Source organism: Glutamicibacter sp. Je.9.36, from assembly GCF_051129975.1.
Lineage (GTDB): Bacteria > Actinomycetota > Actinomycetes > Actinomycetales > Micrococcaceae > Glutamicibacter.
On record NZ_JBCPSN010000001.1, the window covers coordinates 386,214 to 405,525 of the forward strand.

A 19,312-nucleotide genomic window follows, 5' to 3' on the forward strand; every position below is an offset into this window, starting at 1 on the left:
GCATCACGGGTAAGGCACACAGCATCTCCGTGCTCGCCGGCAGACGATGCCCGATAACCGGAGTGAGAAGCTTGGCGTGCACGACACGTTCTTCTCCGGCGCAGTGGGGCAGCCTGCCGCAACTCCGCCAGCCAGGGGACGTGGACTTCTTCGTGGTCCGCGAGAACATCTTCGAAGGCACCGAACGCGAGACCGTCATCCGGTAAACGGCAATGACCCGTACCGGTGTCGGCCGCACCCTCAGTCCAACGCAATAGTCGTTGCCTCCGGATCCGGATGCCGGGCACCACCAGTTCGCTGGACCATACGGTCGCCCATGAGATTGCCGCCCAGACGATGAAGCTCCAGGTGATCAGTGGCGAGCGGCCTGGCGGCCTGGGTTCAGCTGCCCAACCGCATCCATGCACTATTCCTGGCACGCAGGGACAGGCTCACGCCGCGAGCCGCCATGTAGCCGATAGCGAAAGCGACCCATATCCACAGAATCGCTGACGTGGAGTCCTTGGCAAAGACCTGAACCGCCCAGAGCATCGGCACGTAGAGAACAAGGTTGGCTACGCCTACCAACCCGAGATAGCGGGCATCCCCCGCACCGATGAGCACGCCGTCCAGCACGAACACTAAACCGCACAACGGCTGGGACAATGCCAGCACCCACAGCCCAACGGTGGTCAGCTGGCGGATCTGCTCATCCGGGGTGAAGATCATCGGGAAGACCCACGAGGTGGCAAGCAGCAGGATCCCGGTGACCACGCCGAAGCAGATGCCCCAGCGGCTCATGATCCCGGTGAGCTTGCGGACCTGCTCTGCATCCCCGCGGCCCAGCTCCTGGCCAATCATGGCCTGGGCCGCAATGGCCAATGCATCCAGTGCAAAGGCCAGGAAACTGAAGATCGTGAAGACCAGCTGGTGCGCTGCCAGTGTCTGGGTGCCGGCGTTGGTGGCGACAAGAACCGTGAGGAGCAACGCGGCGCGCATGCTCAGGTTGCGCAGCATCAGCCAGGAACCGACTTGCCCGGTGGAAATGAACCCGGACCAGCTCGGCGCCATGGAAATTCCTTGCTTGCGGATTCTTGGCAAGATCATCCACAAATACACCACCGCCATCATCCACTGGGCGATCGATGTGCCAAGCGCGGCACCGGCTACGGACATATCGGCCCAGTAGACCAGCACGAAGTTCAGGACGATATTCAATCCGAAGCCAGCAGTGGCCACGATCAACGGTGTTTTCGTGTCCTGCATGCCACGCAGCACGCCGGTGGCTGCCAGGACCAGCAGCATCGCGGTCAGGCCAGGCATCGAGTACTTGATGTAATCGACGGCGAATCCAGCGGTTTCCCCCTCGCCGCCCATCAAGCCCACAAGCCGATCGGCACTGAAGTATCCGAGCAGCGACAGCACCACCCCGAGGACTACGGCAAACCACATGCCATCACGCCCCGCCGCCATGGCCTTGCCGGGGTTGCCTGCGCCCAGGGCTCTGGCTACAGCTGGCGTGGTGGCATAGGCCAAGAAGATCATCAACCCGACCGCAGTGTGCAGCACCGTGGTGCCCAGTGCGGCACCGGCCAGCTCGGCCACGCCAAGGTGGCCCACGATGGCCGAATCGGCCATCAAGAACAGCGGCTCGGCGATCAAAGCACCCAAGGCGGGAACTGCCAAGGCAAGGATCTGCCGGGCCAAGCTCCGCGGGGATTCGGTGGGGGTTGAAGGATTCACAACCTCAACTCTACGAAGCAGAGTGGACTTTCACCATTTGCTTGCGCGCAAGAGGATTCCCGATGCAGTCCTCTTTCCTGCGTCCGGAGCGAGTACTAGGTTTGGAAGCAAGCAGGGCATAGCCAGCACCGCCACCAGAAAACAGGTTTCCCATGGGACAAGAACATATTGGCCATTGGCAATGCGCGGGTTGCGCCGTGGAGTTCCCGCCGGGCCCGCAACCTACCGGCACCTGCCCCATCTGCGCCGACGAACGCCAGTATATTCCGGGCGGAACCCAGCGCTGGGTGCGCACCGAAGACCTGGCAGCAGCCGGCCATCAGCTGACGATCACTTCCCTGGAACCGGGGCTCAATGCGATTGCGTCGCCCGAAATCAGCATTGGCCAGAGCTCCTTGCTCGTGGAGACCACCGCGGGCAACCTGCTCTTCGACGTGCCCGGGCTGATTACCGGAGAAATCATTGATTGGCTGGAAAGCCGCGGAAAGCTGGCGGCCATTGTGGCAAGCCATCCGCACATGTACGGGGTGCAGCAGCAATACAGCCAGGCGCTGGGTAATGCGCCGATCCTTGTCGCCGAGAAAGATGCGCAGTGGGTCCAGTATTCCTCAGCCGCCATCAGGACCTGGTCCCAGCCTTTTGAGGTGCTGCCCGGGATCAGGCTGATGCAGCTCGGCGGCCACTTCCCGGGCAGCACTGCGGCTGTTTGGGAAGCAGGAGCCGATGGCCGCGGAGTCCTGCTGGCTGGCGACGCGATTTTCCCCGTGGCCGATGGCAATGCGACCTTCTTGCGCAGCTACCCCAACCGCATCCCGCTCTCGGCTGCCGTGGTGCGGCGCATGGCCAAGGATCTGGAGCCGGTGAAGTTCGACCGCCTCTACAACAACTTCGCGGCCTGCATTCAGGCCGATGCCCACCGGGTGGTCCAGTTCTCTGCGGAACGCTATGCCAGGTGGGTATCAGGAGAATTCGACCATCTGACCTGATATTCCGCGCAAAGTTGAGTATTCCGAATGCGGAATAGGAATTATCCGCGGAGGGATGGGTCCCTTTTGGAGAGCAAGGAAGCCAGGATCAGGGCAACCACCTGCAACGCGCCAACGCACAGCACGACGCTGGCCCAGCCGTAGTGCATGAAGGGGATGCCGATGAGCCAACCAAGCAGTGATGAGCCCACATAGTAGAACAAGTTGTACAGGCTGGAGGCCTGCGCCCTGGCTTCGGTGGCCAGCACCGGCACCCACCCGCTGGCGACCGCGTGGGCCGCGAAGAATCCAGCGGTGAAGATCAGCAACCCGCTGATGATCACGACCAGGTTCCCGGCCAGGGTCAGCAGCAGGCCCAGGGCGCTGGTGAGAATGCTGAGGCGCAGGGTATTTCGCCGTCCGGCCTTGGCGACGAGTTTGCTGCTGGCCACCGAGGTGTAGGTTCCAGAGAGGTAAGCCAGGAAGACCAATGCCGCCCACGAAGCCGGAATCAGGTACGGCGGTGCTTCCAGCCGGAAAGCCAGGTAGTTGTAGACGGCCACGAATCCACCCATGAGCAAGAATCCCTGGGCATAGACCAGTGCCATTTTGCCGTGCAATGCATGTGCGAACTTCTTGGCGATGCTGCGCAGGTTCTGGCCGTGGATGGGGTCGAAGCCCTGGGCGCTGGGCGCCTTGAACAGGAAGAAGAGCGTCGCCAGGCCGGCCATGATGCTCACTGCCGCGATCCCCCAGCGCCAGCCGGCGGGGTCTGCGACAAAGCTGGCGACCAAGCGTCCGGCCAGCCCGCCAAGGGTGGTGCCGGAGATATAGGTGCCGCTGGCCACGGCCACGGCTCGCGGATTGACTTCGTCGACGAGGAAGGCCAGTGCAGAGCCGGGGACACCTGCCAAGGCGATGCCCTCGAAGAAGCGGATCGCCACCAGGAACTCGAAGCTTGGCGACAGGCAGCTGAGCAGTCCCAGGGCAACCGAGGAGATCAGGGCGATGCTGATGACCTTGCGGCGTCCGACGCGGTCGGAAATGATGGCCCATGGAGTAACGGCCAACGCCAGACCCAGGGTCGCTGATGAAACGGCAAGTGCCGTGTGCGAGGAGGTGATGTGGAAATAGCCGGCGATGACCGGCAGCAGCCCCTGCACCGCATAGAGCTGGGAGAACGTGGCGACGCCGCCGGCAAAAAGCGCCAGCAGCATGCCCCGATAGGCGGGGGGTGTTCGGTTCGAGTCCGGTAAATGCCACTGCCTAGGCTCCGGCGGGAAGCAGCGGGTAGATCAGGTACACCACCAGCAGCGCTACGGCATTGTTAATGACATGCAGCATGTAGGAGTAGGCCAGCGACTTGCCGCTGAGGATGTAGGCAACACCCATCATGACGCCCAGCATGAAGTACGGCACGACTTCCAGCCACGAGCCGATGCCCGCGCCAATGAAGTGGATGCTGGCGAACAGCACCGTGGAGATCAGTGCGCAAAGCCAGACGTTGAGCTTGCGTGAAAGCTTGCCGATGAGCAGATGGCGGAACAGGTATTCCTCGACGAATGGGCCGAAGAGCGCAGTGACCACCAGCATGACCGGCAACGGCACCGTTCCGGCCATGGATTCCAGGGCCGCCTGGTTCTCGCTGGTGGCCGCTTGGCCCGTCAAGGCGGCGATGATTCCGTTGGCCATGATGGTCAGGAACCAGCCTCCGGGCAGCATCAGCCATTTGGCCCAGGGGTGGTACCGCATGGTCTTGAACGACTCGAAGAACTGCGGGCCGCACTGCATCATCGCGAGAATGAAGAAGGTGACATACAGGATCAGGTTGATCCCGAACAGCGCCTGCTCCTGGGTGGAGAAGGCATCCATGTAGCCAGGGATCAAGCCGATGAGGCCCGCCGCGCCCCCGACAAAGAAAACGAGGTAGGCAAGAACTGTCCAGAAGTCGCCCTTGGTGAATTGCCCGGCGTTGAAGACGCGTTGCTTGGGCCGTGGAGCCAAATAAGGGTTCATGTACTCTGGCCGTTGTTGCATATGACAAGCCTAATCGCCTTCTATGTGGATTCGCCCAACGCGTGGCCCCAATTACTCCGAGTTCTTCTTGGGCTTCTGTGCCCGCTGCGATGGGCATTGGACCCCTTAGCCAGGGCTGATGAGACGGATCGGAGATCCAGGTGCCGTTGCGCTCTCCATCTAGCCGACGGACATCAAACCAAGCGGCCTGGGCAATATGAAAGCCTGATCTTCTGGGGTTCGACTCTGGCATACCACGTTATGTGATCGGAGCTATTGGCCTGGGACAACAGACGCATCGTATGGAATGCCGAGTGCATTGTGGACTGCACAGAGGGCTGTGTGAAGTACGGATCGTCGCGAAACTAATCGTCTAGGCGAATAATGTGAAACTCCAGCTTCACCGTGTCTATCTCCATCTTCAGGCCATGTGGTCTCGAGAACCGATCATGACAGCCCTTCGACACAGGGTCTTGGGTTCTGCAAGGGGATAAAACAAGCCGACGTCAAATGAAAAACATCCGATATTTCCGCCACTTGCTATAGATTGGAAATCACCTGACCTGAAACTATCCGATCGGAACGAATCTTGCTTCCATTTGCCCTGCAACACGTTGATCTTGTTAGAGCCGATGGAACAAGATCTGTCATCCGGGATGCCAACCTCGTCGTCAATTCCCAGGGAATCATCGAGTCAGCGGGTGCGGGCGCCGCCATCCCTGAGGGATACCGCATCATCGACGGCACCGGCCGGTTCGTACTTCCGGGCCTGATTAACGCCCACGCCCATCTGTTCGCCGACGGACGTCGCATGCCGTCATATTTGACCAGCGAAACTGCCGAAGCGGCACTGCTCGCAGTTCTGCATTCTCCGGTCGGAAAGCTCATTCTGGACCGCCGGACCAGAACGAACGTGCAGACCCAACTTCACAGCGGCGTGACCACCATCCGATCTCTTGGCGACGTGCGCTATGAAGTGGTGCGTGCCCGCGACGCAATTTCTGCGGGGAAGTATCCCGGCCCACGGCTGATCCCGGCAGGACCATTGCTGGCAGTCTCGGGCGGACACGGCGCTCCGCAGATCGCTTTGGTCTCCGACAATCCGTGGGATGCCCGGAAGAACGTGCGCCTGAATCTGCGCAAGGGAACCACCGCAATCAAGATTGCCGCCACCGGCGGGGTGACTGATGCACGAGCCATCGGCGAAGCCGGACGTCCGCAGATGACCGTGGAAGAAATGCGTGCCATCTGCGAAGAAGCGCATAACGCCGGCGTGCTGGTCGCTGCCCATGCCCAAAGCGCCGAGGGCATCACTCGGGCCTTGCGAGCCGGCGTGGACACCATCGAGCACGGGGCCTCGATGACCCAGGAAATGATCGAGTTGTTCCTCGACAATCCGAACTCGCTCCACGGCACCAGCGCGCTGGTTCCCACCATCACCGCCTGCCTTCCCCTGGTCACCTTGGACCCTTCGGTCACCGGCATCAACCGCATTGTGCGTGCCAACGCCGAATTGGTTTGGGAAGAAATGCTTTCCGGAATCAGCTCCGCGGTGGAAAACGGGATCAGCCTCGGCTTCGGCACCGATTCGGCACTGACGTACGTCACCCACTACGGCGCCTGGCGGGAAATGGACTACGCGGTGCGCTATGCCGGCCTCACCCCGGCCCAAGTGCTGCATTCGGCCACAGGAGCCAATGCACGGATTCTCGGACTGGAGCAAACCACTGGAGCGCTGGAGCCGGGCCTGGAAGCAGACTTCGTCGTGGTCCGGGAGAACCCGCTGGAGAACCTGCGCACCTTGGAGCATCCGGTCATGGTCTCGGCCCGGGGACAACTGATCGAGAACCCATCGGTGAAACGCTTCCCGGAAGTCGACCAGATCCTCGACTCGCTCTAGCAGCCCCACCACGCACCGCATTCACCCTACGAGAGGACCCGCATGTTCGAGGCCGACGTCCAAGATGTCCCCCAGCATTCCTTCACCGGCGACCTTCCCACCAAGGAGCGCGTAAAACAGGTCATCGATGCAGCGCACGCCCGTTACGCAGACCATGCCGATGGCGACGTAGCCGACTACATTCCGGTCCTTGCACAAGCAGACCCGGCCTGGTTCGGCATCAGCATGATCGATGTGTTCGGCGGGCACTACGCCGCGGGGGATACCGAGTTGAAGTTCTCCATCCAGTCCATTTCCAAGGCCTTTGTCTTCGCTCTTGTCTGCGAAGCCCTCGGGCACGAGCGAATGCACGAGCGTATTGGGGTGAATAACACCGGGTTGCCATTCAATTCGGTCATGGCCCTGGAATTGAACGACGGCAGCCCCATGAACTCCATGGTCAATGCGGGAGCGCTGGCCACCACCGCGCTGATGGCCGGCGGCTCACCGGCGGAGCAGTGGGAGAACATCCGCTCGGGGCTCTCGGCATTTGCCGGACGCCAGCTTGAACTGGACGGCGAGGTATACCGTTCGGAGATGGCCACCAACACCCGCAACAAGGCCATTGCAAGACTGCTGGAGAGCTACGGGCGCATCACGATCGACCCGCTTGAGGTCGTGGACATCTATACCCGCCAGTGCTCGCTGTCGGTGACCGCGCACGATCTGGCGATCATGGGTGCAACGCTGGCTGACGGAGGCGTCAATCCGGTGACCGGACAGAAGGTCATCGGGGCTGAAACCGCCCGGGATACGCTGGCCCTCATGGCCTCCTGCGGCTTGTACGAACGCAGCGGCGAATGGCTCTTCGAGATCGGATTGCCGGCGAAGTCCGGGGTAGCCGGAGGCATGGTGGCCATCTCGCCAGGCAAAGGCGCGCTCGGCTTGTATTCCCCTCCGCTGGATCGAGCCGGCAATTCGGTGCGCAGCCAGCGCGTCTGCGCCTACCTGTCCAAGGCTCTTGGCCTTAATCTCTTCGCTTCCTCCGCCCATGTGAAAGGCACCCATGTCTAATCCGAATACCACCACAGCTCCCGAGGTGAAGCGCTCCTGGGCACCCATGGTAGGGCTCTTCCTCGCCCAGGTGCTGATGTCCTTCAACGTCGCCGCGCTGCCGATCTCGCTAGGCGGAATTGTCGAGGACTTCGGCGTTCCGCCGACCACCGCCAGCTCCACCATCGTGGTCTACGGCCTGGCTGTGGCCGCCCTGGTGATGACCGGTGCCAAGCTCGGTGCGCGCGTCGGCTGGGTGCTGATCTTCCGGACCGTGGTGGCGCTCTTTGCCATCTCCAGCTTGATGATGATCTTCTCCCCCACCGTGGGCTGGGCCATCGGCGGCCAGGTAGTGGCAGGCGCCTGTGCGGCCATCATCGTTCCGGCGCTGGTAGCGCTCATTGCCGAGAACTACCGTGGCGAACAACAGGCTACCGCGGTCGGTTCGCTGGGTTCCGCCCGTGCTTTCTCCGGTGTCAGCGCCTTCCTGATCGGCGGTACTCTGGGCACCCTGGTCGGCTGGCGTCCGGTGTTCCTGGTGACCTTGGGCCTGGCCGTCCTGGTCTTCATCCTCAGCTTCAAGCTGCGTTCAGATAAGGGCAACCCGGGCGTCAAGATCGATCTGGTGGCCTCGGCGCTGATCGGTGCGGCCATTGTGCTACTGACCTTGGGCTTCAACAACCTCAACACCTGGGGCGTCCTGGCCGCGAAGGATGCGGCGCCGTTCTCGCTGGGCAGCCTCTCCCCGGCACCGCTCTTCGTGGTGCTCGGCGTGGTCTTCGGCCAATTATTCTTCATGCGCACCCGCGCACGCATGCGCGCTGGCCGCGAACCGCTGGTGGATCTGCGCGTGCTCAACAACCCGACCGAGCGCTCGGCGGTGTACGCGATGTTCATCATCGTGGCCATGGAAGCCGCGGTGAACTTCACCGTGCCGACCTACATCCAGGTCGTCCAGGGACGCACCCCGTTCGACACGTCGCTGGCCATGATGCCGTTCAACCTGACGGTGTTCATCACCGCCACGCTGATCGTGCGCTTCTACCGCCGCTTCTCCCCGCGCGCTATTGCACTGTTCTCCTTCGCGTTGACCACCGCGGCGCTGATCTGGCTGTCTTTCGTGGTGACGAACAACTGGGAGACCCTGCCGACCATCATCGGCCTGATCGTCTTCGGCATTGGCCAGGGCGCCCTGGTGACCGTGGTCTTCAACGTGCTGGTTACGGCCGTGCCCAAGAAGCTGGCCGGCGACGTCGGTTCGTTGCGCGGCACAACGCAGAACCTTGCTTCCGCCATGGGCACCGCCGTGATGGGCGCCGTGCTGGTCACTGTGCTTACGGCAGGAGTCACCACCTCGGTCAAAGAGCACCCGGAATTGCCCGGGGAACTCGTAGCCCAGGTTTCCCTGGACAACGTGAACTTCGTCAGCAATGACGAATTGGCCAACGTGCTGGCCGGAACCACCGCCACCGACGAGCAGATCGCCGCGGCTGTGGAGCTGAACGAGGAGGAGCGCCTGCGTACCCTGCGCCTGGGCTTCCTGATCCTGGCCGGCCTCAGTGCGGTCGCCGCCCTTCCAGCTTCCCGGTTGCCGCGCTACCGACCAGACGAGATCCCCGATCCGTCCGAGTAGCCTTTCCTGAACCTGTCCTGGCTGATACGAGTGGTCTTCGCGTTCATCGCCGAATTCATCGGTGACGGAAAGTTCGACGGCTGGTTCAGGGCCCTCGGGCTGCTGTTTCTGTTCATCGTCCCGTTCTTGACCGTATGGCGCTGCGTGGTCGGCCGCGGCCGGGGAATGGCCGAGGGCCAGGACGCCCAGCTGCAGCGTTCCTGGAACGGCGCTGTTTCCCATATCCGCTACATCACCGCCGAAGAATATGCCATCCTGAAGTCCAAGGCTTTGGCCTGGCAGCTTGGCAACTGATGCTCATCGGCCCGCCGCGCCGTAGTACGGCGGGCCGTCTCCTGCGAAAGGTGGCAACCGCATGGTCGCCTGGAATTCGACGCTGAAAGCTTGGCTGCGCCGCGGCGTGCTCTTTGCCTTGGGATTGGCGGCCACGATCGCCATCGTGCGCATGATGCGCTCGATGGACTGGGAATCCGTTGGCGGCGCCCTGGGCCAGCTGTCCTGGTGGCACCTGCTGATTCTCTTGGCCGTTCTGGTGGCTCGGCAGGTGGCCAATGCCGCCCCGCTGTCCTACTACATCGAGGGCATCTCGCTTTACCGGGCGACGATCAATGACCTGGCGGCCACGATGCTGACCGCTTTTGCTCCGCCGCCCAGCGATATGGCACTGCGTGTGGCGATGTTCTCTTCGTGGGGCATCAGTACCCCGGTGGCCATTGCCGGCACCACGATGAATGCCCTGACGTTCTTCATCGTTCGTTTCGCCGCGCCGCTCTTCGGCTTCGCCCTGGTGCTAGCCACCGGACGGGCCCTCGGATTCCGCTGGCTGGATGCCATCAGCTTGCTGATCGCCGCAGTGCTCATCGCCGTGGTGCTGGTCATCACCCGTTCGGATACCGCGGCGAAGGCCTTGGGCGAAAGTTGCGGCAGGTTCGCCTGCCGCTTCAAGCGCAGCATCAGCCCTGCCAGCTGGGGGCAGAAATGCCTGGACTTCCAGCGCGAGCTCTCCACGCGCTTCAGCTATGCGTTCCCCAGATCTGTGGCGGTTTCATTCGTCATGGTGTTCCTCGACGGATTGCTGCTCTTGCTGGCGATCCGCTTCGTGGGCCTGGATTCAGGGGCCCTGTCCATGATGGATATCGCCGTCGCGTTCCTGTTTGCGTTCCCGCTGACTGCCTTCCCGATGTCCGGGATGGGCGTGGTGGACGTGGCCATTTCGGTTGCGTGCATCGAGGCCGCCGGGACGGACGCCGTGCAGGAGCCGGTGCTGGCGGCCCTCATCATCTGGCGGGTGTTCAACGTCGCCGGACCGCTGCTGCTCGGTGTGGCAGCTAGTGCCATGTGGAAGAGAACCGTACGCCCCGGCAGGCAATCCTTGCCGCATAGCCCATAGGCTATCGCGGGCACGGCCGGGTGCTGCTGCGCGGCTTTGCCCGGTGATGCGGCACGCGTTGATGCCCGCTGCACTGTGGACGATCTCCGGAAATCGGCAGGCTGAGCAGCTGCCGCGCATCATCGCTCAAGTGCCGGTTGGCATGGCGCAAGGCTGGCCGGACGCGCTCTTGGAAACAGCAATGCCGCAGCACCAGGGAACTGATGCTGCGGCATTGCCATTGCTATAGGCGGGTCCGTCCGTCGACAAGACCCGCCGGATTCCCCGGTACTGGAACTGCAGTTCCCGGGAAATCGGAGGAGGATGGCTAGTTCTTGTCGAAACCCTCGCGAGCCTTGTCCACGAAGGCCGGGAAGAGCACCTTGTAGCTGACACCGGCAATGGCCGCACCGATAATCGGTGCCAGGATAAACAGCCATACCTGGCCCAGGGCTTCCGGACCGGCGAACCATGCAACGCCCAGGGAACGCGCTGGGTTAACCGAAGTATTGGTGATGGGAATGGACACCAGGTGGATCAGGGTCAATGACAGGCCGATAGCGATCGGCGCGAAGCCCTGCGGTGCGCGCCTGTCGGTGGAACCGAGGATCACGTACAGGAAGATCGCAGTCAAGACGATCTCTGCGACCAGGGCCGCAACCAGCGAATAGCCATCTGGTGATCGCTCGCCATAGCCATTGGAAGCGAAACCGGATTCGACGGCATTGAATCCGTCCTTGCCCGAAGCGATCCAGAACAGCACGGCGCCCGCCACGGAAGCAGCGATGATCTGCGTGGCGATGTACGGGAGGACATCCTTCCACGGGGTGCGCCCGGCAAAGGCGGTACCCAGGGTGACGGCAGGGTTGAAATGGCCGCCGGAGATATGCCCTACCGCGTACGCCATGATCAGCACGGTAAGACCGAAAGCCAGAGCTACGCCCAGGAATCCGATGCCCATGTTCACGGCTTCATCTGCAATGACCTTGGCCGCGAAGATCGCTGAACCACAGCCACCGAAGACCAGCACGAATGTGCCCAAGAATTCTGCCGATAGTTTTGCGCCAACAGTTGGCACAGCTGCATCTGACATGCTTTTTCCTTATCCTCAATGAATTATGCGATTTCAAGGCAAGCGTAGTGGCTTCAACAGCTCATCGGAAAGGCTTTTACCATTTATTGTCTCGTGTTCTTCTTTCTGTTTGCTTGTCGGAACGGTAAATCAGGGAGTTGTTCCGGAAGACAGCAATGCCGCTGCATCGGGAAATCCCCATGCAGCGGCATTGTTCTTGCAGTGCAATCGCACTAGCTCACGGCGTTGCCGTCCGTGGCCTCGGCCTCCGGCGTCTCAGCCAGCGGAATTCCGCCGGTTACCGCGGGCACCGCAGCCGTATCCGGATTCGCATCCACGTCCTCGGCCGGGCCGGCGAACTGCGACTGGTACAGCCGGTAGTAGGCGCCTTGGGTCCCCAGCAGGTGCTCGTGGTTGCCCTGCTCCACGATCCGGCCGGACTCCATCACCAAGATGGTGTCCGCATCGCGGATCGTGGACAGCCGGTGGGCAATCACGAAGCTGGTGCGGTCGCTGCGCAGCGCGGCCATCGCCTGCTGCACCAGCAATTCGGTACGGGTATCCACCGAGCTTGTCGCCTCGTCCAGGATCAGCAGCGACGGGTTGGCCACGAACGCGCGGGCGATGGTGATCAGCTGCTTTTCGCCGGCCGACACGTTGGTGCCTTCCTCGTCGATGATGGTGTCGTAGCCATCGGGCAGCGCGCGCACGAAACGGTCCACGAAGGTCGCCTTCGCGGCCGCGATCACTTCCTCATCGGTGGCATCCAGCCGGCCGTAGCGGATGTTCTCCATGATGCTTCCGCCAAAGAGCCATGCGTCCTGCAGCACCATGCCCACCTTCGAGCGCAGGTCGGCGCGGGAAAGATCGGTGATATCGCGGTTATCAAGCATGATCTTCCCGGAATTCAGCTCGTAGAAGCGCATCACCAGGTTCACCAGCGTGGTCTTGCCCGCGCCAGTCGGCCCGACAATCGCCACCGTGTGCCCCGGATCCGCGTCGAAGGACAGGTCCTCAATCAGCGGCTTGTCAGGGCTGTAGGAGAAGGACACATTCTTGAAGGAGACATGCCCGTCGGCGCGGGCAGGAAGGCTGTCCTGCGCGTCGTCCGGTTCCTGTTCCTCGGCGTCCAGCAGCTCGAAGGTGCGTTCAGCCGAAGCCACGCCGGACTGCAGCATGTTCGCCACGCCGGCAATCTGGCCCAGCGGCTGGGTGAACTCGCGGCTGTACTGGATGAACGCGGTCGCGTCGCCCAAGCTCATCGTGCCCGAAGCCACGCGCAGCCCGCCCACCACGGCGATGCCCACGTAGGCCAGATAGGACACGAAGTTCATCACCGGCATGATCATGCCCGAGACGAACTGGGCGCCGAAGCTGGCCTTGTACAGTTCCTCGTTGCGGGCGGTGAAGCGGTCCACCATGTCCGCTTCGCGGCCGAAGACCTTCATCAGCTCGTGGCCGGAGAAGGATTCCTCGATCTGCCCGTTCAGCGCGCCGGTGTTCTTCCACTGCGCGGTGAACAGCTTCTGCGCCCGGGTGCCGATGATGCCCGCGGCAGCTGCCGACAGCGGCAGGGCCACCAGCGCGATCAGCGCCATCTGCCAGGAGACCACGAACATCATGATCACGATGCCGATAACGGTCATGGCCGAGGAGACCAGCTGGCTCAGCGCCTGCTGCAGCGCATTCTGGATGTTGTCCACGTCGTTGGTCACGCGCGAGAGCAGATCGCCGCGCTGGCGCGTGTCGAAGTAGTTCAGCGGCAGCTTGTTGATCTTGTCCTCTACGTCCTTGCGCAGGTTGTAGACCACGCGCATGACCAGCTTGTTCAGCAGCCAGCCCGAGGCCCACGAGAAGAGCGAGGCGACGAAGTACATGGAGAGCACGATCAGGATGTACTGCGAAAGCTGGGTGAAGTCGATGCCCTGCCCGGGGACGAAGTCCACCTTGGAGAGCATGTCGGCCTGGGTTCCCTGCCCGGAGTCGCGCAGCTGCTGGATCACCAGCTCCGCGGGCGTGCCGGCCGGGATGTTCTTGCCGATCAGCCCGGCGAAGATCACGTCCATGGCCTTGCCCAGGATCCGCGGTGCGATCACCGAGAGCACCACGTACACGGTGATCAGCGCGAACACCAGGACCATGCCCAGCTTGTACGGGGACATCAGCCCGACCAGGCGCTTGGCCGATGGCCAGAAATGCTCGGCCTTGCGCACCGGGGCGCCGCCGCTCCAGTCGTCGGCTCCCGCCGCGGCATCGAATTCGTTGACGTCCGCAAGCTCGCTTTCGAGCTGCTCCGGATCGATATTCTTCTGCTTCTTCGCCATTTAGGCCACCTCCTCCACGCTCAGCTGGGATGCCACGATTTCCTGATAGGTTTCCGAGGTTTCGAGCAGTTGCTCGTGGGTTCCCCGGGCCACGATTTCGCCATGGTCCAGAACCAGGATCTGGTCCGCACCGGTAATGGTCGATACGCGCTGGGCCACGATGATCACCGCGGCGTCCTTGGTCGGTTCGGCCAGGGCCGCACGCAGCCTGGCATCGGTGTTCACATCCAGTGCCGAGAAGGAATCATCGAACAGGTAGGTGCTCGGCTTCGCGGCCAAGGCCCGGGCAATGCACAGGCGCTGGCGCTGGCCGCCGGACACGTTGGTGCCGCCCTGGGAGATCTTCGAATCCAGCTGGCCTTCGCGTTCGGCGACGAAACCGTCGGCCTGGGCCACCCTCAGCGCATCCCACAGGTCATCTTCGGTAGCGTCCTGTGCGCCGAAGCGCAGGTTGCTGGCGATGGTCCCGGAGAACAAGTAGGGGCGCTGCGGCACCGCGGAGATGTTCCGCGAAATGGTGTCGCGTCCCAGTTCCCTCAGCGGCACCCCGCCGATCAGGATTTCGCCTTCGGTGGCGTCGTAGAGCCGCGGGATCAGGTTCAGCAAGGTGGTCTTGCCCGCACCGGTGGAGCCGATGATGGCAGTGGTCTGCCCCGGCTTGGCGGTGAAGGAGATATCGTTGAGCACCGGCGCCTCGGCTCCGGGGTATCCGAAGCTGACGTTCTTGAATTCCACGGTGCCTGGGGTGGGCAGCGCGATCTGCCGTTCGGCGGCATCGAGCATGCTCGGCTCGCTGTCGAGCACCTCGGAGATGCGGTCGGCCGAGACCATGGCACGGGGAATCATCATGGCCATGAAGGTACCCATCATGACCGCCATCAGGATCTGCAGCAGGTACTGCAGGAAGGCGGTCAGCGCGCCGACCTCCACCTGGTTGTTATCCACCCGGTGCCCGCCGAACCACAGCACGGCGGCGGTGGACAGGTGCAGGATCATGGTGATCGCCGGGAACATCAGCACGAACAGGTTGCCGACCTTGACACCGAGGTCGGTCAGCTTCTGGTTGGCGTCGGCATAGCGCTGCGTCTCATGCTCTTCGCGCACGAAGGCGCGCACCACGCGGATGCCGGTGATCTGCTCGCGCAGCACGCCGTTGATCCCGTCGATGCGGGTCTGCATATCGCGGAACAGCGGCATGAGCTTGATGACCAGCAGGCCCACGACAATGAGCACCAGCGGTACCGAAACCCAGACGAGCCAGGACAGTCCGGGATCTTCGCGGATCGCCATGATCACGCCGCCGATGGACATGATCGGCGCGGTGATCATGAAGTTCAACGCCATCAAGGTGAGCATCTGGATCTGCTGCACGTCGTTGGTGCCGCGGGTGATCAAGGTGGCGGCGCCGAATTTGTTGACGTCCTGTGCCGAGAAGGTCGAGACCTTCTCGAAGACCGACTGGCGGATGTCGCGGCCCACGCTCATGGAGGTCTTGGCCCCGAAGTAGACGGCGGCCACCGCGGTGGCTACCTGGATGAGGGCCACCACCAGCATCAGTCCGCCGGTACGCCAGATATAACCGATATCGGCAGTGACCACGCCGACATCGATGATCCTGGCGTTCAGGCTAGGGAGATAAAGTGTGGCCATGGTGGTGGCCAGCTGCAATATGACTACTGCAATGATCCACCCCGTGTACGGCTTGGAGTGTTTCAAGATGAGCTTGAGAAGCATGTGGAAAATCCTCGCTGGCATCAAGCTCTCCGGCATGCTTGACCTTCGGATTAAGGGCAGCGTGATTGAAGAGCGATTGCCAGTCTAGCGCTCGCCTTGGACACTTTGAATCATCCTTGCGATTGATTTTTATCAATCACTGGCAGACACCCGCATTCCCGCAGGATCCCGGGCATGGTGGCGTCAATCATAAACCGTGTATTTACCGGCAGGACAGGTGCTGGTTACTTGCCGCCAGCTCCACTTGCGGTGGACATCATCGTTCTGCCTGGTCCTGTGCCCCGCGGCCCAGATAGGCCAAGGCGGCCACCACCTGGGCGCGGGTTCCGGTTTCCAGGGTCGGATGGATCACCGGGGCGAAGAATGGCGAGTGGTTCGCCGGGATCTTCGAGGCAACGGTGCCCTCGGCGACCGCCGCCCGGTAGGCGTCCGGATCCGCGCAGCCCACCGTCCAGTAGGCGTACGGGATGCCGAAGGCATCGGGGATGATGCTGAAGTCCTCCGAGGCGGTGGCCGGTTCGGCCTGGTAGACCTGGCCCTGGTCGAAGTGGGCTTCGAAAGCCTTGGTGATCCGGTCGTTGGCCCCCGCGTCGTTGCTGGTCAGCGGGAACTGGTCGTAGAACTCGAAGTCCGGTTCCCGCGGCGAGCCGGCCGCGGCGCATTCGCCGCGCACGATGCGCTGGATGGAGTCGATGACGTGCTGGCGCAGCTGGAGATCATAGGTGCGGATGTTCAGCAGCAGCTGGGCCCGGTCCGGGATGATGTTCGCGGCGCTGCCGGCATTCAACGCGCCGACGGTCAATACGGCGAATTGCCCGGGCCGGGTTTCACGCGAAACAATGGTCTGCAGCTTGAGCACGATGGACGAAGCCATAACCACCGGGTCCACCGAATTATGCGGCATCGAACCGTGCGCCCCGCGCCCGTAGACGGTGATGCGCAGGCTGTCGCCGGCGGAAAGGATCGGTCCCGCGGTGGTGCCGATCTTCCCCGCTTCGACGGGCATCACGTGCTGGGCCAGCGCCACATCGGGCTTCGGGATCCTCTCCACCAGCCCGTCGGCCACCATGGCCTTGGCCCCTGCGGCGGTTTCCTCGGCTGGCTGGAACAACGCCAGATAGGTGCCGGACCAGCGCTCGCGGTTCCCGGCCAGGAACTTGGCCGCTCCCAGCAAGGTGGCCATGTGCATGTCATGGCCGCAGGCGTGCATGGCACCGGGGACCGTGGAGGAATATTCCAGCCCGGTGTCCTCGGCGACCGGCAGGGCATCCATGTCGGCCCGGGCCAGTACCGCAGGCCCCTCGCCATTGCGCAGGATTCCGACGATTCCGGTACCGCCGATCAGGCAGGTTTCATAGCCCAGATCCTCCAGTTCCTCGCAGATTCGCGCCGAGGTCTCATGCTCGGCCAGGCCCAGTTCCGGGTGCCGGTGGAAATGCTTATAGAGCTCGGCCTGCCAGGGCAGCTGCTGCGAGATCGAGGCGGTGATTTCCTGTGCGGTGCCCATTGGCTTCCTTCCATCGCGCCCAGCATCCGAGCCCCCAGAGGCCCCGCTGGCTTATCCGCTGTCAATCTATCCCCTGGCCGGCAGGACAGTCCAGATTCCGGCCGATTGCAACGGGAGCAATGGCCGGCTCAGGCCAAGGCCGCTAGCGGTCCTGCTCGGTGCAGATGCAGAAGCGGTTGCCCTGGTGGTCGCTGGCTATGGTGAAACCCGGAGCGCTGCGCTCATCGAGCACCGCACCTTGGCTCTCCAGCTGCGAAAGCACGGCAGCGCTTTCGGTGTGGGGAACCCACACATCCAGATGCAGCCGTGAGGGATGAGGCGTCGGGGTGTGCTGGAACCAGATGGCCGGCAACCTGCCCGCAGGATCGGCGAGGCTGCCGTCGGGCTGCTCGCGGTAGCCCAGGCCAGTGGCCCAATCCCCGGTTATGGCTTGGGCGTCGTCGGTGTCGATGCCGATTTCCACCACCTTGATCAAATCCAGGCGCGCTTTGGCATGCAAGGCGGCGGCCCGCTGCGAGATTTCGGAGGCCAGCGCGAGGTCCCTTTCGGTGATGTCGCCCCCGGCATCGTGGGACACGGTCGAAACGAACAAGAGGTTGTAGCGCCAGTCCACATCAGGATGGTGGTTGGCCATCTGCGCTGCGCCAGCGATGTCGCTGAACAATTCAATGGCCTCTGCCGAGCTCTTGGCCTCGTACACGGTGCAGAGCTTCCCGGCCAGCTTGCGCCACTGCGGCAGAGCCTCCAGCCGAGAGGCCAATTCGGTGCTTTCAATGCGGTCGTTTACGGTCATGATCTCCTCCTCCTGGTGCAACTGTGGCACCACTTCCGGGCCGGCTCAAGCGGTCGGCCGCAACGCACAGGTTGGCGCCAGCGCCAGCCGCTGCGAACTGGATGCCGCCTGTGAACCGGAACCCGGCTGGTCCTGGCGCAGGCGAATCGGCTTAGCCTCGATAGCAAGAGCGCAAGGAGGGCCCCATCCCATGCTGAATATCTTCCAGGCCAAGATCAGCGACTCGACGCTGGATGACATCACCTCGGAGGACAGCAATCGCAGGCGCCGGTTGCTGAGCCTCGCCGCCCTGCTCGTGATTGCATCCTTCGTGCTGGCGGCTCTGCTCGGCGCATTCGACCAGAAGAAGAGCATGGAACAACAGGCCGACGGCTTCGCCGTCCAGCTGCAGTTTCCCGCGGTGGTCCGTGCCGGCAATGAAATCCAGCTGAGGGTTGGGATCAGCTCTGCCGACCCTTTGCCCGAGACCGTCACGCTGGACCTGAGCGAGGACTATCTCATGCTCTTCGAGGACTTCTCGGCCTTTCCCGAACCCGAGTCCGAGTCGAGCCGAGCTGACGGAACCATTGAATTCGAGGTGGCCCCGGCACCGGGGTCGCGGCAGATGGTTGCCACCCTCACGGGCCGGGCTTCGGACGAATGGTCGCCGAGCGCCAAGGGCGTGCTCGGAATTACGGTCAACGGCGAAAGCACCGACCTGAAGATCAGAACTTGGAGGATCCCCTGATGGAAATAGTCATCCGCGCAGCCACCGCCTTCATCATCCTGTGGCTGGTCACGCGCGCCGCCGGCAGATCGACCCTGGGCGAGCTCAGTTCCTTCGAGCTGGTGCTGTTCGTCGTCCTGGGCGACCTGGTGCAGCAGGGCATCACCATGGAGGACCGTTCGCTCACCGGCAGCCTGCTGGCAGTATTCACCATGGTGGTCCTGGCCGCTGCGCTGAACTTCGCCAATATGCGCTGGCCCAAGCTGGGCAAGCTGATGCAGGGTCGCCCGATTGTGCTGATCCGCGACGGGGTCCTGGACCGCAAGGCCCTGCACAACGAGCGCATTGGGCTGGACGAATTGAGCATGCTCGCCCGCCAGGCAGGCATCGAGAACTACAGCAGCATCCGGCTGGCGATCCTGGAAGCCAGCGGCAAGATTTCCTTCTTCACCCAGGAAGCCGAATCCCGTCCGTGACCATGGGATGGCAAGGGCAGAAGGGGCATCCCTGCACGGGATGCCCCTTCTGCGGTTCTCAGC

The 19,312-nt window shown here is 62.7% G+C and carries 17 protein-coding genes; 9 read left to right on the forward strand and 8 right to left on the reverse strand.

Annotated elements, in window-relative coordinates; all coding sequences use genetic code 11:
* Nucleotides 1-71 precede the first annotated feature (71 nt).
* Complete coding sequence (locus AAZQ98_RS01795; RefSeq protein ID WP_434689358.1) at nucleotides 72-206, forward strand: hypothetical protein; 135 nt, start codon at nucleotides 72-74, stop codon at nucleotides 204-206.
* Nucleotides 207-381: 175 nt separating this feature from the next.
* Here the strand turns inward: AAZQ98_RS01795 and AAZQ98_RS01800 are convergent, their stop codons facing one another.
* On the reverse strand, nucleotides 382-1,722 hold the full coding sequence (locus AAZQ98_RS01800; protein ID WP_434689360.1) for an MATE family efflux transporter: 1,341 nt from the start codon (nucleotides 1,720-1,722) through the stop codon (nucleotides 382-384).
* Between the two features lie 152 nt (nucleotides 1,723-1,874).
* On the opposite strand from AAZQ98_RS01800, the gene AAZQ98_RS01805 reads away from it, so the two are divergent.
* Entirely contained in the window at nucleotides 1,875-2,708 is an 834-nt protein-coding gene (locus tag AAZQ98_RS01805) for a hydrolase (protein WP_434689361.1), read from the forward strand.
* A 41-nt stretch (nucleotides 2,709-2,749) separates the two neighbouring features.
* On the opposite strand, the gene AAZQ98_RS01810 is transcribed toward AAZQ98_RS01805, so the two are convergent.
* On the reverse strand, nucleotides 2,750-3,904 hold the full coding sequence (locus AAZQ98_RS01810; protein ID WP_434689362.1) for an MFS transporter: 1,155 nt from the start codon (nucleotides 3,902-3,904) through the stop codon (nucleotides 2,750-2,752).
* A gap of 49 nt (nucleotides 3,905-3,953) precedes the next feature.
* The gene (locus tag AAZQ98_RS01815) at nucleotides 3,954-4,724 is read right to left on the reverse strand and encodes a lysostaphin resistance A-like protein (RefSeq protein WP_434689363.1); all 771 of its coding nucleotides are present in this window, start codon (nucleotides 4,722-4,724) and stop codon (nucleotides 3,954-3,956) included.
* A 568-nt stretch (nucleotides 4,725-5,292) separates the two neighbouring features.
* Between AAZQ98_RS01815 and AAZQ98_RS01820 the strand changes: the two genes are divergently transcribed.
* The 5 genes from AAZQ98_RS01820 to AAZQ98_RS01840 all read left to right on the forward strand — a co-directional run bounded on the left by AAZQ98_RS01820 (nucleotide 5,293) and on the right by AAZQ98_RS01840 (nucleotide 10,658).
* A complete protein-coding gene (locus AAZQ98_RS01820; protein WP_434689365.1) occupies nucleotides 5,293-6,603 on the forward strand; it encodes an amidohydrolase family protein in 1,311 nt (436 codons plus the stop codon).
* 42 nt (nucleotides 6,604-6,645) lie between these two features.
* Nucleotides 6,646-7,656: a glutaminase A gene (gene glsA, locus AAZQ98_RS01825; RefSeq protein ID WP_434689367.1), complete on the forward strand. Its 1,011-nt coding sequence runs from the start codon at nucleotides 6,646-6,648 to the stop codon at nucleotides 7,654-7,656.
* Complete coding sequence (locus AAZQ98_RS01830) at nucleotides 7,649-9,268, forward strand: MFS transporter (protein WP_434689368.1); 1,620 nt, start codon at nucleotides 7,649-7,651, stop codon at nucleotides 9,266-9,268. Before glsA ends, AAZQ98_RS01830 begins: the two co-directional genes overlap by 8 nt.
* A gap of 30 nt (nucleotides 9,269-9,298) precedes the next feature.
* The gene (locus tag AAZQ98_RS01835) at nucleotides 9,299-9,562 is read left to right on the forward strand and encodes a hypothetical protein (RefSeq protein ID WP_434689370.1); all 264 of its coding nucleotides are present in this window, start codon (nucleotides 9,299-9,301) and stop codon (nucleotides 9,560-9,562) included.
* Between the two features lie 61 nt (nucleotides 9,563-9,623).
* A complete protein-coding gene (locus tag AAZQ98_RS01840) occupies nucleotides 9,624-10,658 on the forward strand; it encodes a lysylphosphatidylglycerol synthase domain-containing protein (RefSeq protein WP_434689372.1) in 1,035 nt (344 codons plus the stop codon).
* 307 nt (nucleotides 10,659-10,965) lie between these two features.
* On the opposite strand, the gene aqpZ is transcribed toward AAZQ98_RS01840, so the two are convergent.
* The 5 genes from aqpZ to AAZQ98_RS01865 form a co-directional block, all read right to left on the reverse strand.
* Nucleotides 10,966-11,730 (reverse strand): aquaporin Z, encoded by a 765-nt coding sequence (gene aqpZ, locus AAZQ98_RS01845; protein WP_434689373.1) that lies wholly within the window; start codon nucleotides 11,728-11,730, stop codon nucleotides 10,966-10,968.
* Between the two features lie 212 nt (nucleotides 11,731-11,942).
* Nucleotides 11,943-14,033: an ABC transporter ATP-binding protein gene (locus AAZQ98_RS01850; RefSeq protein ID WP_434689375.1), complete on the reverse strand. Its 2,091-nt coding sequence runs from the start codon at nucleotides 14,031-14,033 to the stop codon at nucleotides 11,943-11,945.
* Nucleotides 14,034-15,767, reverse strand: coding sequence for an ABC transporter ATP-binding protein (locus tag AAZQ98_RS01855; RefSeq protein WP_434689377.1), 1,734 nt, complete (start codon nucleotides 15,765-15,767; stop codon nucleotides 14,034-14,036).
* Between the two features lie 256 nt (nucleotides 15,768-16,023).
* Entirely contained in the window at nucleotides 16,024-17,274 is a 1,251-nt protein-coding gene (locus AAZQ98_RS01860; protein ID WP_434689379.1) for a M20 family metallopeptidase, read from the reverse strand.
* Between the two features lie 142 nt (nucleotides 17,275-17,416).
* Entirely contained in the window at nucleotides 17,417-18,067 is a 651-nt protein-coding gene (locus AAZQ98_RS01865) for a 4a-hydroxytetrahydrobiopterin dehydratase (RefSeq protein WP_434689381.1), read from the reverse strand.
* 190 nt (nucleotides 18,068-18,257) lie between these two features.
* Here AAZQ98_RS01865 and AAZQ98_RS01870 point away from each other — a divergent pair, with 190 nt between their 5' ends.
* Both AAZQ98_RS01870 and AAZQ98_RS01875 read left to right on the forward strand, forming a co-directional pair.
* Nucleotides 18,258-18,794, forward strand: coding sequence for a hypothetical protein (locus tag AAZQ98_RS01870; protein ID WP_434689383.1), 537 nt, complete (start codon nucleotides 18,258-18,260; stop codon nucleotides 18,792-18,794).
* Nucleotides 18,794-19,249, forward strand: coding sequence for a DUF421 domain-containing protein (locus AAZQ98_RS01875; RefSeq protein ID WP_133834812.1), 456 nt, complete (start codon nucleotides 18,794-18,796; stop codon nucleotides 19,247-19,249). Before AAZQ98_RS01870 ends, AAZQ98_RS01875 begins: the two co-directional genes overlap by 1 nt.
* Nucleotides 19,250-19,312 lie beyond the last annotated feature (63 nt).